Annotated in this window: 8 protein-coding genes; 2 read left to right on the top strand and 6 right to left on the bottom strand. The window is 34.1% G+C overall.

All coding sequences use genetic code 11. The features are described from left to right. Positions 1-105: 105 nt before the first annotated feature. From BUE10_RS05825 to porU, 5 genes are all read right to left on the bottom strand, one after another. Positions 106-1,743 (bottom strand): pyruvate dehydrogenase complex dihydrolipoamide acetyltransferase, encoded by a 1,638-nt coding sequence (locus BUE10_RS05825; RefSeq protein ID WP_073483237.1) that lies wholly within the window; start codon positions 1,741-1,743, stop codon positions 106-108. Between the two features lie 4 nt (positions 1,744-1,747). After that, positions 1,748-2,746: a pyruvate dehydrogenase (acetyl-transferring) E1 component subunit alpha gene (gene pdhA, locus BUE10_RS05820; protein WP_053472631.1), complete on the bottom strand. Its 999-nt coding sequence runs from the start codon at positions 2,744-2,746 to the stop codon at positions 1,748-1,750. Positions 2,747-2,903: 157 nt separating this feature from the next. Next, the gene (gene cdd, locus BUE10_RS05815) at positions 2,904-3,386 is read right to left on the bottom strand and encodes a cytidine deaminase (protein ID WP_073483234.1); all 483 of its coding nucleotides are present in this window, start codon (positions 3,384-3,386) and stop codon (positions 2,904-2,906) included. 76 nt (positions 3,387-3,462) lie between these two features. Continuing rightward, complete coding sequence (porV, locus tag BUE10_RS05810) at positions 3,463-4,668, bottom strand: type IX secretion system outer membrane channel protein PorV (RefSeq protein WP_073483232.1); 1,206 nt, start codon at positions 4,666-4,668, stop codon at positions 3,463-3,465. Positions 4,669-4,709: 41 nt separating this feature from the next. Beyond that, positions 4,710-8,546: a type IX secretion system sortase PorU gene (gene porU, locus BUE10_RS05805; RefSeq protein WP_073483229.1), complete on the bottom strand. Its 3,837-nt coding sequence runs from the start codon at positions 8,544-8,546 to the stop codon at positions 4,710-4,712. A gap of 212 nt (positions 8,547-8,758) precedes the next feature. Here porU and gldJ point away from each other — a divergent pair, with 212 nt between their 5' ends. Together gldJ and BUE10_RS05795 are read left to right on the top strand one after the other, a co-directional pair. Then, positions 8,759-10,444 (top strand): gliding motility lipoprotein GldJ, encoded by a 1,686-nt coding sequence (gene gldJ, locus BUE10_RS05800; protein ID WP_073483226.1) that lies wholly within the window; start codon positions 8,759-8,761, stop codon positions 10,442-10,444. Between the two features lie 100 nt (positions 10,445-10,544). After that, on the top strand, positions 10,545-11,831 hold the full coding sequence (locus tag BUE10_RS05795; RefSeq protein WP_073483223.1) for a UDP-N-acetylmuramoyl-tripeptide--D-alanyl-D-alanine ligase: 1,287 nt from the start codon (positions 10,545-10,547) through the stop codon (positions 11,829-11,831). 32 nt (positions 11,832-11,863) lie between these two features. Here the strand turns inward: BUE10_RS05795 and BUE10_RS05790 are convergent, their stop codons facing one another. Next, entirely contained in the window at positions 11,864-14,734 is a 2,871-nt protein-coding gene (locus BUE10_RS05790; protein ID WP_073483221.1) for a triple tyrosine motif-containing protein, read from the bottom strand. Positions 14,735-15,072 lie beyond the last annotated feature (338 nt).

Genomic DNA, 15,072 nt, shown 5'->3' with positions numbered 1-15,072 from the left:
AAACAAAAAATCCCGTTTTGAATAAACAAAACGGGATTTTATTAAATATTACCTTCGACTTAGCTCAGGCTGACCCTTCGGCTTCGCTCAGGATAAACATTGAAATTATGCCAACATTGTAACTGGGCTTTCGATGTATTGTTTTAATGTTTGTAAGAATTGAGCGCCAGTTGCACCGTCAATTGTTCTGTGGTCACAAGCTAATGATAACATCATTGTGTTTCCAACTACGATTTGACCGTTTTTAACTACTGGTTTTTCAACAATTGCACCTACAGAAAGGATTGCAGAGTTTGGCTGGTTGATAATTGAATTGAATTCAGTAATACCAAACATTCCAAGGTTAGATACTGTAAAAGTACTTCCTTCCATTTCTTGTGGTCCTAATTTTTTGTTTTTAGCTCTTCCTGCAAGATCTCTTACAGCAGCACCAATTTGAGATAAACTCATAGCGTCTGTAAATTTCAATACAGGAACTACTAATCCGTCTTCAACAGCTACAGCTACACCAATATTTACGTGGTGGTTGATGATGATTGCATCTTCTTTCCACTGAGAGTTGATTTTTGGGTGTTTTTTCAATGCTAAAGCACAAGCTTTAATTACCATATCGTTAAAAGATACTTTTGTATCCGGAACAGTATTGATTGTTGCTCTTGCGCCCATTGCTTCGTCCATGCTTACTTCGATCACTAAGTTGTAGTGAGGTGCAGTAAATAATGATTCAGCAAGACGTTTTGCGATAATTTTACGCATTTGAGAGTTTTTGATCTCTTCTGTGTAAACTTCTCCGGCAGGAACAAATACTTTTGGTGCAGCAGGAGCAGAAGCTTCTTGTTTAGCGGCTGGTGCTGAAGCAGTAGTTTGTGCTTGTGCAGATGGAGTAAAGTTCTCGATATCGCTTTTCACGATACGTCCGTTTTCTCCAGAACCTTTAACTTGGTTCAATTGGATTCCTTTGTCAGAAGCGATTTTCTTAGCTAAAGGTGAAGCTAAAATTCTTCCTCCGTTAGAGTTGTCCGCTACAGTTTCTGGTGCTTTTTCAGCAGCAGGTGCAGCTTTTGTTTCTTCTGCGGCAGGAGCACTTGCAGCGCCTCCGGCAGTATAGTTGTCAGCAATTCCAGAAATATCAGTTCCAGCTGGTCCAATAATAGCTAATAAGCTGTCAACTGGAGCAGTGTTTCCTTCTTGAATTCCGATGTATAATAATGTTCCAGCATTGAAAGACTCAAACTCCATAGTAGCTTTGTCTGTTTCAATTTCTGCTAAAATATCTCCTTCTGATACAGCATCACCAACTTTTTTCAACCAAGTTGCTACTGTACCTTCAGTCATTGTATCACTCAAGCGTGGCATAGTTACTACTATAACGCCTTTTGGTAATTCCGCTGCGGCTTTTGCAGGAGCAGCAGTTTCTGTTTTTGCTTCTGCAGCAGGAGCGTCCGCTTTTGGAGCTTCAGCAGCAGGAGCATCACCACCAGCTAAAAGAGCAGAAATATCTTCTCCTTCTTTACCAATGATGGCTAATAATGAATCAACCGGAGCAGTTTCTCCAGCTTGAATTCCAATATGTAAAAGAGTTCCTTCGTTAAAAGATTCGAACTCCATTGTTGCTTTGTCTGTTTCAATCTCAGCTAAGATATCTCCTTCGCTAATTTTGTCGCCTACTTTTTTTAACCAAGTCGCTACCGTTCCTTCCGTCATTGTATCGCTCAAACGAGGCATTGTTACTTTAATCGCCATGATGTTATAGTTTATGAGGTGTAAATGGATAGTCTTCTTGTGCGTATACTACATCGTATAATTGTTGTAAGTCTGGGTATGGAGATTCTTCAGCGAATTTCTGACATTCTTCAACCAAGTCTTTAACTCTTTGGTCAATAACTTCAATTTCTTCTTCTGTAGCATATTTTTGATCCAAAATTACATCAAGAACCTGCGTAATTGGGTCAATTTTTTTGTACTCTTCTACCTCTTCTTTAGAACGGTATAATTGTGCATCAGACATAGAGTGTCCTCTGTAACGGTACGTTTTCATTTCAAGGAAAGTTGGTCCGTCTCCGCGACGTGCTCTTTCGATAGCTTCGTGCATTGCTTCGGCAACTTTCACAGGGTTCATTCCGTCAACAGGTCCGCAAGGCATTTCATAACCTAAACCTAATTTCCAGATATCAGTGTGGTTTGCAGTTCTTTCTACAGAAGTTCCCATTGCATAACCGTTGTTTTCAACGATAAATACAACTGGTAATTTCCATAACATAGCCATGTTGAAAGCTTCGTGTAAAGAACCTTGTCTCGCAGCTCCGTCACCAAAGTAAGTCATAGTAACTCCGCCAGTATTGAAATACTTATCAGCGAAAGCTAAACCTGCACCAACAGGAATTTGACCACCAACGATTCCGTGACCTCCGTAAAAACGGTGTTCTTTAGAAAAGATGTGCATTGAACCTCCCATGCCTTTAGAAGTTCCAGTAACTTTTCCTAAAAGTTCTGCCATTACGTTTCTAGGATCAACTCCCATACCAATTGGCTGAACGTGATTTCTGTATGCAGTAATCATTTTGTCTTTAGTCAGGTCCATAGCGTGCAGAGCGCCCGCTAATACAGCTTCCTGACCATTATATAGGTGTAAAAAACCTCTAACTTTTTGTTGAATGTATAATGCTGCAAGTTTGTCTTCAAACTTTCTCCAAAGCAGCATGTCTTCGTACCACTTTAAATATACCTCTTTTGTAACTTCTTTCATCTGAATTCTTTCTTTTGCTAAAGTTGTTTGTGTTATCAATTGTTGCCTGTAACGCAAAATAGTTTCCTCCCACAAATTTGCGCCCGAAAGGTCGGGATGCAAAAATAAGACATTCCGTTTAAGAACTAAAATTTAAAAGGTCTTTTTTGGCTTTTTTTTACAAGAACTTTTTATCAAACATAAAAGGGAGCAGATTTTTTAGGGATGCCGATTTGTAAACTTCGCCAATTTCGCCCATAAAATAAATTTCAATAGGGATGTCTTGTTTGATTTCATATTCTGCAATCGACTGACGGCAAGAACCGCACGGTGGAATTGGTGCCTGAGTTTGATTTGTATCTGAAGCGGCAGTAATTGCCATTTTTAAAATTTTGGCTTCAGGATATGCGCTTCCTGCATAAAAAATAGCTGTTCTTTCTGCGCATAATCCTGACGGATATGCGGCGTTTTCCTGATTCGATCCTAAAATTACTTTTCCATTATCAAGAAGAAGGGCGGCTCCAACTCTAAATTGTGAATAAGGAGCGTAAGCTTTTTTACGAATTTCGATGGCCTGATTCATTAAATCTTGTATGTCTTGAGAAAGCTCATTGATGTTGTCGTAAATAGTGAACGACGATGTAATGCTAATTTCTTTCATTGTTTTTATGGGAAAAAAAATCCAAATTTCTAAAAAGTTAGAAATTTGGATTGTAATTATTTTTTATGTTTTTAGTTTAATAAACTTCGTATTTGTCGCCAAAGTTAAAAGTTAAAGAGAAACGAAGTGTATTTTCTAAAGGATTTTTAACTTTTGATGCCGAAAATAAGTACGAAACATCAACTTTTATAATATTGTATTTAAAACCTGCCCCTAAAGAGAAGAATTGTCTCGCACCTTTTTCAGGGCTTTCGTGATAGTAACCTAGTCTCATTGCGAACGAATCCTGATACATATATTCTGCTGCTGCGCTATAGGTTATTTCTTTAACTTCTTCGCTAAAACCTCCCGGAGCATCTCCAAATGATTTGAAAATTCCTTCTACCCAGCCAGTGTCTTTATATTTGTTATAGCTAATTGCGTTTGCTTCTGATTGTGAAATGTCGTCCGGATCTGTAAAATCACCGTCTCCATTTGCATCAAAAGGTGTTCCAGGCCCCGGCGGCGTTGGAACTAATAGTTTGGTAAATTCAGCACTTACGCTAACTTTATTATAATCATCTAAAATAAAATCAAAACCTCCTCCTAATCTTAAGTTAGCTGGTAAAAAGTTTGAGCTTAAATCGTCATTATCATAACTGATTTTTGGCCCTAAGTTTTGAACGTTGAAACCTGCTCTCCATCTTCCGTTAAAATCGCTGTATGCAATTTCTTCTGATTGATAAAAACCAGCAACATCTACAGCAAATGATCTTGCAGCTGAAGCATCAACTTCGCCTGAAGGAATTTTTAAATTTGAGCTGATAAATCTACCGGCAACTGCCATCGAGAAAGTTTCACTTAATTTAAGAGAGTACGATCCGTCTAATGCAAATTCATTAGGATTTACTTCTCGTGTTGCTTCGTTTGGATCTCCGGTTTCTCTTAATTCAATTCCTCCAAAACCAAAATAACGAAAACTTGCTCCAAAGGCACTCTTTTCGTTGATTTTGTTATAATAAGTCAATTGACCAAGCGAAATATCGTTGGCAAGATCCGTTAAATACGGAGTGTAACTTATTGAAAGTCCCTGTGCATCTTCTGCGAAAGCATATTTTGCAGGATTCCATTGTTGTGAAAAAACATCTGATGAAGTGGCAACTCCCTGATCTGCTAAACCGGCTGCTCTTGCATCGGCTGCGACTAATAAAAAGGGAACTCCTGTTGTAATAGGTTCAATGTTTTGGGCTTTGGCGAAGGAAATTACTAATAAACAAATTAATAAAAGTGATATTTTTCTCATTTTTGGGACTAATGGTATTTATGTTACAAATATATATAATATTATAGAATGACAAGTTTTTCGTATTTTTCTGCTTTTTTATTTGTTAAGTTCGATTTTACAGTCAGTTTGTAAATGTAAACTCCTTTTCCAATTCGGTCGCCAAAATCATCTTTTCCATCCCATGTTATTTCCCTTGATAAAAAGCCCTCAGTTGTAATGATTTGGTTTTTTGTCCAAACCACTTTGCCTGTAATTGTCATAACCTGAACCTGAACATCTAAAGGTTCATACGGTCTATTATGTGAAAACCAAAATTGTGTGTATGTTGAAAAAGGATTAGGATAATTGAGCACATGTGTCAATTTTAATTCTTCGTCACCAATCACAACAAATTGTATTTCGCTTGTTACAGGATTGTTATAAACATCCCATGCCGTAAAACTAATGGTATGTAATCCGGCAGATAAATTTCGTAACGGAAAACGTAAATTTCCATTCGTATAATCATCTAATTTTGTTTGATAATAATCATTCAAAATATACGGATTACTTACGTCTCCATCCAGAACTGCTATAATATCATGCCCAATTCCGCTAGCTGTATTTATACCATTTTCATCTTCTAAAAACGCTAAAAGAAAGGGCGATGCATTTGTAATTCCGCCAGATACAAAAGTTTCATCGTTCATATATAACTTAACTTTTGGACTTATATTGTCCTGAGGTGCATTTTCATTTATTCCTCCTATTTTTATCACATTATTATAGCCCGATTGATTCTCAAGTGCTTGGCTTTTTTTAGAATAAAAACTAATTCGGCCATTATCAACAGGAATACGAATATCTCTTGGTACAACAAAGCTAAACTCAAACTGGCCGTTGGTTACAGAGGCATTCCCTCTAAATATGGTTTCTCCAAGAGTTTTAAATGACATTGCAGGGCTATATCCATCATTATTTAAGGTCGAAGCCGTAATCATTTTATCGAAAATAGCTGTGGCAAGTTCTCCGTTATAATTGCTTAAAAGAACATTGTTTTCATCTGTAATTTCTCCCGAAATTTTAATTTTTGATAAAGATTTAAAGTCAGGAATTGGTTGAGAAATCACAATATCGTTTACTTTCGTTAAATTAATTCGCGGTTTTGGAATGGCTAACATCAAAGCCGGATCTCCTATATATACAACAACATTACTCGAAGAACTTGGGTTTTCATTTTTTGAAATTCGCAGCGATTCTGCAATGCTATTATATTGGTTTGAACCGTATGAAAGCAGGTTTTTGCTTAAACTATCATTGAAATTTTCGGCATTAAATTGCCCGATAGTTCGAATTGTTGTCAGCATAGAAATTGCACCGCCCTTTGGATTCCAAAAAGTATATTCGCCGGCAGTTGGTCGGGTAGGGTCATCAAATCGTGAAAATTCGCAGGTAATGGTTATAAATAACGGATATTTATATTGATTGTTCAGATTTTGCCCGTCTGATTTTTCCCAGATTCTTTCACCTGCTAATCCGTCTTCACCTCCATGACCTAAATAATTAAAGACTAATGCGCCTTTTTCAAAAGCATTAAAAATATCAGTTCTTGCTTTTGGATATCTTGATCCGCCCGCAGAAGCTTCTTGTGTATAAGAATCTAAAAGTATCTTGTCGATATTTAAAAATGGCTTTTCAACAGCAATTACATCGGCTAAACTATTTTGACGTGATTGTAATGTAGCGTCTGAACTTTGATCAGAATCATCGCTTATTAAAACAAAATTATTTCTCCAGTTTCCGTATGATTTAGTATCGTGATATTCTAAAACTTTGTTGACCATTTCCTGTGCTTGCGCATTATCTGATACTAACATTCGGCCAACAGCGATGTCAATTCCTCCAAAAGGGTAAGTAACAATTCCTTCGTTAGAATCCATAAGTCCAAAAAAGTCATCAGAAGCAAAAGAGGCTTCGCCAGTTGTGTTGCTGCTTAAGGACTGATATATAGGTACAATATTAGTGTTGTTAGAAATACGATCTTTATAATCGTAAGAGGCATCGCCAAATAAGTTTACATATTTTATTTTTTTATCTGGAGAAGATGCATTGTCGTAAATATAGCGTATACAATTTCTAATAGCAGCAATGTCTTGTTTTCCTGATGAAAATTCCTGATAGATATCTTCTAACGAAATAACTTTTACAATTAAATTGGAATTAGTCCTGTGGAAATTCGCCAGTCTCTCGGCTTGCGATGCTAAAGATCTTGGGGTTATAATGGCATAATCAATATCCTGAAAACTGTTTTGATTGTTTTTTAAAAGCGTTCCTTTTAAGTTTTGATTTGCAATTTTTGACTGATTTTCTTTTAATGGAGTATAATAATCAGCAGGATCAATAGCAATATAATTCCTAATTTCACCCAGATTAGCTTTAAAGCTAAAAGAGGCTTGATTTGCATTTTCAACTTTTGATACATTATATAGGTCTGTAATATCCCAAATTTGAGAAATTCCAGAAGCACTTCCTATAGTATAATTTACAATTCCTGCGGTTGAACCTGCTAAATTGTATTGAAATTTAAATTGTTTGCCTATTCCTAAAAGTTTTCTTTTTGCAATTAGATTAATGTAATCTAAATATCCTTTTGAGCCTGGTACACCATTATTATTATAGGTAAGCTTGATTTTTACACTTTCGGCACCTGTAAATGTTGTATTTGGAGGAGTTTTGCTGGTTAGATATTTAATTTCTGAACTTGCTGTTAAACTTGCAAAATTTAGCGTTGCGATATTTTGTCCGTTTGCGGCAACAACAAATGAAGTTGGCGTAAAAGCAGCAGAAGCTGCGTTTAATTCAATTTTTACAGGTATAGTTGTGTCAAGATTAGGGAAGTTAAAAGTAAATTCCTGTTCCTGATTAATATCGAATGATTCTCCCAGCCATTGACGTCCCAGATGAACAATGTTGGTTTGGTCAACTTCGTGATATTGATAGTCATCAAACGTGTTCAATTCAAGAGTGCTGCTTGCTGTTGGCTGAGTTAGGTTTGCAATTCTTTTTCCATCGTTTCCTGATGAAGTAACATAATAATAAGATCGATTACTGTATAAGTTTAAATTAGTCTGGCTTTCATCGTTCCATTTTTCTGCACCTTCGGCATAAAATAAGATATAATCTTCGTTGTTAAAAGTACCGTCGCTTTCGCCAATAATTTGAATGGCGTTTTCGGTTAAATCTTCTGGATAATAAGAGTTGTTGGCTAATGGAACCATTCTTCCGCCATTTCCATAAATTTTAATTCTTCTGGGATCCGTTTTACTTGGGTCAAAACCCAGACTTTGAAGAAATGCTCGCGTAATTCTATAAACACCAGATTTTTCTACATAAAATCGATACCAGTCTCCAGAAGCTAAAACAGAATTTGAAATAACCGCTGCTTTTTGAAATACCGATGAGTTGCTGCTTTTTGCTGAAGAATTATTTATATTGTAAGAAAATGATCTGATTCTTTTATAGCTACTTCCGTCTTTTATAATAGGATAGAGAGACAGAAATGCCTGTTTTGTATCTCTTGAATTAGTGATTTTTATCGTTTCGGTTATCTTATTCGGAATGTTTTCTATAGCTAAATCGCCTAAATCAGTTCTTGAAATTGATTCGAAATTGATATTTGTGATTTCTACTGAACTATTGTTTGCGACGTTTGCCTGATTCAGATTAAGCAGCAGTGTTATGCTTTTTTTTGTAATGTCAAAGCGAAAAGTGTTTCCGGAAAAGTAGGGAATAATAATTTTGCTGTTGCCGTAATTCATCTCTTTTTTACTCTGCCAATCGAGCGTTAAGCTCCCATTTATCTGGGAAAATGATAAGATAGGAAGTAGAAAGATGTATAGGATTATGGCTTGTTTCATTAGCTTTAAAACCGAAATTTAATTAAAATAAAATTAGTAAGTAAAAATATAGTATTTAATGTTATAGTAATAATAAAAAGTATATTTTTGCGTTCGTAACTATAGGTTATTTTCTGGTAAAAAACAGCTAAATAAAATTATGAGAACAGATGTTGCTAATTAAATGTTAATTATTATATTGCAGCACCTAAATTTATCACCTAAGAATGAGTATGAAAGTAAACAAAATTGTAGTCTTGCAATTAATGATGTCAATGGTATTGATGTTGGGCACGGCTAGTTGTAGCAAAAAATCGAGTTCGAGTCACGCTTCTAGAGCAACTGGCTGGGATGTAGATAGTCAGAATGGAACAGCTGCTAGAAATGCTGGGAAAAAACAACAGGCTGGTCCTGGTTTAGTTTTTGTTGAAGGAGGTACGTTTACTATGGGTAAAGTACAGGATGATGTTATGCACGATTGGAATAACACACCAACTCAACAGCACGTTCAATCGTTCTACATGGATGAAACTGAAGTTACGAATGGTATGTACTTAGAATACCTTGAGTGGTTGAAGAAAGTTTTTCCTCCAACAGAAGAAAATTACAAAAATATTTACGAAGGAGCATCGCCAGATACTTTAGTTTGGAGAAATCGTTTAGGTTACAACGAAACGATGACTAATAACTATTTAAGACATCCTTCTTATGCTGACTATCCTGTAGTTGGTGTTAACTGGATTCAGGCTGTTGAATTTAGTAAATGGAGAACAGACCGTGTAAACGAAGCTGTTTTAGAAAAAAACGGATATCTTAAAAAAGGAGCTAAAACACAAGATGTTAGTGCAGAAAGCTTATTTAATACTGAAACTTACTTAGCTTCTCCAACTACTACTTATGGTGGAAACGAAGAGTTAGTTTTAAAGAAAAATCCAGCAGGGAAAAGACCAAAAGCAGGAAAAGATGGTGTTGTACCTGAAGAGCATAATGTTTATGCACAACGTTCTTCTGGTGTAATTTTACCAGAATACAGACTTCCTACTGAAGCAGAATGGGAGTATGCTGCTGCTGCTGATGTTGGACAAAGAGAATATAACATCTACAAAGGACAAAAGAAATATCCTTGGTCTGGAGATTATACTCGTTCAGCAAAACGTAAAAATAAAGGGGATCAATTGGCTAACTTTAAACAAGGAAACGGTGATTACGGTGGAATTGCTGGTTGGTCTGATGATGGTGCTGATATTACAAATAAGGTAAAAAGCTATGCTGCAAATGATTTCGGATTATACGATATGGCAGGAAACGTAGCAGAATGGGTTGCCGATGTTTACAGACCTATTATCGATAATGAAGCAAATGATTTTAACTATTACAGAGGAAATCAATATGCTAAAAACAAAATTGGTAAAGATGGTAAAATTGAAATCGTTTCGACTGCTTCAATTAAATACGATACTTTAAGCAACGGTAAAGTGATTGCAAGAAACCTTCCTGGAGAAATTGCTCAGGTTCCGGTTGATGAGCAAGAAACTTACTTAAGACAAAATTTCAGTACAAGCGATAACATCAACTATAGAGACGGAGATAAACAATCTTCAAGATTCTTTGACTTTGGAGATTCTGAGTCTGGACCTAAAGCTGATCAGGCAATGTACAATTCTCCTAAACATAACGTTACAGTTGATAGTTTAGGTAAAATGATTAGAAAATATGATAACTCTAGTAAACGTACTACTTTAATCGATGATAAAGTAAGAGTTTACAAAGGAGGATCTTGGAGAGATAGAGCTTACTGGTTAGATCCAGCTCAAAGAAGATATTTCCCTCAGGATATGGCAACTGATTACATTGGATTTAGATGTGCAATGTCTAGAGTTGGTGCTAAAACTGAAAGAAGAAAATCACCAAGAAACTAAAGTTTAAAAAACTCAATAAAAAAATTCCAAATTCCATACTGAAATATTCAGATTTTGGAATTTGGAATTTTTTTATTTTTATAATTTTAAAGTGTTATAAATGAATATTCAGGAAATTCATAACTTGTTTTTAAAATGCAGGTCTCTTTCAATTGATACTCGAAAAATTGAAAAAGATTCTATGTTTTTTGCTATAAAAGGCGAGAATTTTGATGCAAATACTTTTGCTAAGCAAGCGCTTGATTTAGGTGCTTTATATGTTGTTATTGACAACGAATCTTGTTTTATTGATGAGAGAACGATCTTGGTAAATAATAGCTTAAAGACGCTTCAGGAACTTGCAAAATTTCATCGTGCCTATTTAAAACTTCCTATTGTTGCTCTTACAGGAAGTAATGGAAAAACGACAACAAAAGAATTGATAAATGCTGTTTTGTCTCAAAAGTTTAAAACCAAAGCTACTATTGGAAATTTAAATAATCATATTGGAGTTCCTTTAACGCTGCTTTCTTTTACAAAAGAAACAGAGATTGGAATTGTCGAAATGGGAGCAAATCACAAAAAAGAAATCAAATTTTTGTGTGAAATTGCCCAGCCTGATTTTGGTTATATAACCAATTTTGGAAAAGCCCATTTAGAAGGTTTTGGAGGTGTTCAAGGTGTTATTGAAGGAAAAAGTGAAATGTATCAATACTTAGCAAAAAACAATAAAATTGCTTTTGTTAATCTTGAAGATGCTATTCAAATTGAAAAATCAAACGGCATAAAATCCTTCACTTTTGGAATAAATAAAGAAAACGCAGATCTAAAAATTAAAGATATAAAGGCAAATCCTTTTGTGGTTATTGACTATAATGATTTTACGGTTGAGTCACATTTAATAGGACTTTACAATGCTAATAACATTAATGCTGCGGCAGCAATTGGAAGATACTTTAAAGTAGAAGACGCTGCGATAAAACATGGGATAGAAAATTATATTCCGGAAAATAATAGATCTCAATTACTGAATAAAGGTTCTAATCAAATTATTTTGGATGCTTATAATGCAAACCCGAGTAGTATGGCGGTTGCAATCGCAAATTTCCTGCAATTAGAGAATCAAAATAAAATTATGATCCTTGGTGATATGTTTGAGCTAGGAGAAGAAAGTCCGCAGGAACACAAACTGATTGTAGATTCTTTAGTAAATCAAAAAGAGTCACTTTGTTATTTGATTGGAAAATCATTTTATGAAAATAAAGTTTCAAGTGATACGATTCAATTTTTCGAAACTTTTGATGCTTTTGCTGATTATTTAAAAACAACTCTATTTGAAGATAATACTATTTTGATAAAAGGATCGAGGGGAATGGCTCTCGAGAGAACTTTAGAATATATTTCGTAAAAAAAAGGCCTTCTAATAAAGAAGGCCTTTTTTTATATACTCATTAAAAAACCAATAAGGTTTTCCTTTTTATTTAATCCGAGTTTCTTTCTCAAACGATAACGGGCTAATTCGACTCCGCCGGTTGAAATATTCATAATTTCGGCAATTTCTTTGGTAGACATATTCATTAATAAATAAGTCGATAAATCAAGTTCACGGGGAGAAATTGTTGGATATTTTTCCTTTAAACGTTTTAAAAACTCAAAATGGACATTCTTGATGTGTTTCTCTAAATCTTTCCAGCTTTTATCTGTATTAACCTCTTTTACAATACTCTTGTTTAGTTTGCTGACCTGAAACTTAGTTGAGTCGTCTAGCGCCTCGACATCAATTTCTTTCAGCTTATGAATAATTCCGTTTAGGATTTTGTTCTTCTTTACTACTTGTAAGGAGTTGTTTACCAGTTCCTTATCTTTTGCTAAAATCTTGATTTGTAATTTGTCGTTTTTTAATTTTTCGATTTCTTTTTCAAGATCATATTGTTCCTGTCTAATTCTCGATTCTTTTTCAAGGTAAAGTCTTCGCTGCTCAATAGTTTCATAATATTTATTCTTTCTAATTTTCATTTTAATTCGACTGGAAATTACATAAATAGCAATTATTAAAACTATAAAATAAAGCATAAAAGCCAGAAAGTGTCTGTACCAAGGCGGAGAAACGGTAAAAGAAATGGTTGATGGTTCAGATTGAACCCCATAACTATTTCGAACTTTTACATTCATTACATAATCGCCTTCACGAAGGTTTGTGTACTCTTTAATTGAAATGGTTGACCAGTTGCTCCACTTTTCATCAAAAGGCTCTAATTGATAAGAAAACTGCACGTTTTCAAGGTTTTCATAGGTTGGTGACGAAAAAGTAAAACGAACATGATTAGACGAATAAGGAATTCGGATGTTTTCAATCTTGTTTTTATTATTTCCAAGAATTATAGTATCGCCCGGAAATGAAAAGCTGCGAACGAATGCTTTTGGTTTAGTTACAAAATTGTTTAAAAGTTCAGAGTCGTAATGTGCTAAACCGTCTGTTAACCCGATAAAGATATTTTTAGAATCAATCGTATTTACCGAAAGATAACTAGTGACCAGGTTACCGGTTAAATTAGAAAATGGTGCAACGATATTTTTATAACTATTATTCTGCTTCATTAATACACCTAAAGATTCATCATAAGCATACCATAAATTTGACTGTGAATCTTCACTTAGTGCATTTATAACCGGAATATTTTTAAAAAGACTGGTTATTTTTTTGTCTTCGTAAAATATTTCCTGTTCCGAAGAATATTTGTAAAAATGATTATTCGTTTGAAAGTACACTTTGCCATCAATTTTTTGAAGACTTCCTATATTTTTAAACTGAGTAGTTAGGCGATCAATTTTTTTGATGCTTGAAAACCTTGTTAGGTCTTCGCTTAAAGCCATTTTGTATATAGATTCATCTTTTTTAAGCCATAAATAAGATTGATCAAGTTCAAAACTATTCGATGATTTATCAAATCCTGCGACTTGATTTTTATATGAAAGCCCGTTTGCTGTTTTTTGAAAAATGGCAAATCCGTCATAATTTGAACCAATAAAAAAACCGGGATGACTTGGAATTTTCTTAAATCCAAAATATCCTTTTGAATCTATAATATTGGTAACTCTTCCTCCTTTAATTATTAATGCCCCTCTGTTGTTGGCACAAATTAATTCATCGTCGATAACTTGTACATTCCATGATTGAGCAGTAGTTCCTTCAACAAGTTTAAAAACATCTTCCTTGAAGCTATTGTTCCAGGCATGATAAAAAACACCCTGATTGGTTGCAACATATAAATTGCCCTGATGAACTACAGATGCATAAACGGTACTAATGTCATAACTAAATCCAAAATACGTAAAAGGAGAACTTTCGTTAACGAAAGTGATACCATTATCCAGTCCAAGCCAAAGATTGTTTTTGTTGTCAATAAATGAAGTTAAAACCGTGTTATTTTGAAGCCCTTTTTTTCTGTTAATATGTTGGATGATTTTGCCATCAAAGTCACAAATGGCAATTCCATCTAAAACCGAATTTAAAACAATAAATTTATTGTCTATAAGAACGCCTCCAAGGGAATTGTTTCTTTTTACAAAATTATTAGCTTCGGTATTCCATTGTGTTAAGGTGTTGTTTTCGTAAATAAATAATCCTTTTTCTAATGTAATAATTAAGATTCTGTTTTTGCCTATAGAGTACATCGCCCAAACCTCTGTGTTATTTAAGCTGGTGGTATTTGGCAGCGAATAGAGTTTTCCGTTTTTATATTCTAAAATTCCTTTTTCTTCATCTTGAAAGTAAAGCCTGTTATTGACTACAAATGAGAATTGAAAACGTTTTGGAGCTTTTAATATTGATAATTTTCCTTTTTTGAAGATATATGCCCTAGCAAAAGATTGAAAAACAGTTTGGTTATCTATGGAATGAATTTTCCATATAAAGTCAATGATTTTGATTTTATTCTTATCAACTTTTTTAGAAAGTGATGTGTATTGAAGTTTTCCTTTATTATCTGGCTGGAAATATCCAAATTCATTATAACCTCCCACATATATCTTTCCTGAGTTGTCAATCTTTAAGCATCGTACAGAAGTTAAATTTGGCAGTGGATATTTTTTCCATGAAGAGCCGTCAAACTGTAAAAGACCATTATTGTTAGCAAAATATAAATTTCCATTCTTATCCTGATCAATATTCCAGTTTTGGGTCCCTCCTTTATATTCATTACGCTTGTAATTTCTTACATCCGGCAATCCGATGTTTTTAACCTGCCCAAAAAGGGCAATTGTGAATAATGTAAAAAAAGTAATATAAAAATATGATATCGTTAATTTCATTAATTATTCGGTTTAATTTGTTTTCTGGATCCTAAGTTGTTTGTTTATAGGTGTTTACGAATGTTTTTTCTCTACTATCACGTTGTAGAAAAGTATTTCGTTCATAAAAATAAGCAATCTTATATAATTGTAGTGTTTATTTTTTCAATTAACATTTTCATAACATCTTATTTTTTGTTTTTAAATATCACTATATTAGATATTTATAAAAAAAATGATGTGTTTTTGTAATGTATAAAATTTTAGTTTGATGTGTTTTTGTAATGAAATTTAAATGTTGATAGTAAAAAAATAACATTATTATTGCATCAAATTACTAATTAATTAACCAAAATTTT

The organism is Flavobacterium sp. CF108 (assembly GCF_900129795.1).
GTDB lineage: Bacteria > Bacteroidota > Bacteroidia > Flavobacteriales > Flavobacteriaceae > Flavobacterium.
The sequence above is the reverse complement of the archived record's forward strand: the minus strand, read 5'-3'. Positions and strand labels throughout refer to the sequence as shown.